This is a genomic window from Lactiplantibacillus xiangfangensis (genome assembly GCF_001438845.1).
In the GTDB taxonomy this organism is placed as follows: domain Bacteria; phylum Bacillota; class Bacilli; order Lactobacillales; family Lactobacillaceae; genus Lactiplantibacillus; species Lactiplantibacillus xiangfangensis.
The window spans coordinates 165826-166406 of the sequence record NZ_JQCL01000103.1 but is presented as its reverse complement, the minus strand read 5'-3'; the positions used below and the strand labels follow the sequence as shown (position 1 = coordinate 166406).

General features: G+C 34.9%; 2 protein-coding genes. Both read left to right on the top strand.

Going from position 1 to position 581, the window contains the following annotated elements; all coding sequences use genetic code 11:
* Nucleotides 1-115 precede the first annotated feature (115 nt).
* On the top strand, nt 116-253 hold the full coding sequence (locus IV64_RS14585) for a hypothetical protein (RefSeq protein ID WP_191982900.1): 138 nt from the start codon (nt 116-118) through the stop codon (nt 251-253).
* Nucleotides 254-287: 34 nt separating this feature from the next.
* Nucleotides 288-431 (top strand): hypothetical protein, encoded by a 144-nt coding sequence (locus IV64_RS14580; protein WP_157061188.1) that lies wholly within the window; start codon nt 288-290, stop codon nt 429-431.
* Nucleotides 432-581: the final 150 nt, after the last annotated feature.

Below are 581 nucleotides of genomic sequence, written 5' to 3'. Positions count from 1 at the left end.
TCGGTGGATTCCATTCATTCATCTTGAACTTAGTTTCAGCACTTAAGGGTTTATTCAACAAATAAGCTGATTACTATAACTAAATTAATACATTAATAAAGGGAGACAATATATCATGGGAATTTTTGCTGATTTTCACGTATTACCAGGTACTCATACTTCATCACACAGTGCTAATGTTTCAAACGTTCCATTAGGCGGCTTCTACTCATTTATCTTGAGCTTAGCTTCAGCACTCAAAGGTTTATTCTAAATTAAAATTTTAACTGCCACGGGAGGCAAATAATATGAGCTTTTTCAATGATTTTCACATTTTACCAGGTACCCATACTTCATCATATTCATCAAGTGTTTCAAACGACCCATTCGGTGGATTACACTCATTCATCTTGAACTTAGTTTCAGCACTTAAGGGCTTATTCAACAAATAAGCAATTTAAAACACTACTAAATAGATTAACCAGGGAGGCTAATTATCATGGGAATTTTTGCTGATTTTCACGTATTACCAGGTACACACACTTCATCACACAGCGCAACGGTTTCAAATGTTCCATTGGGTGGTTTCTACTCATTCATTA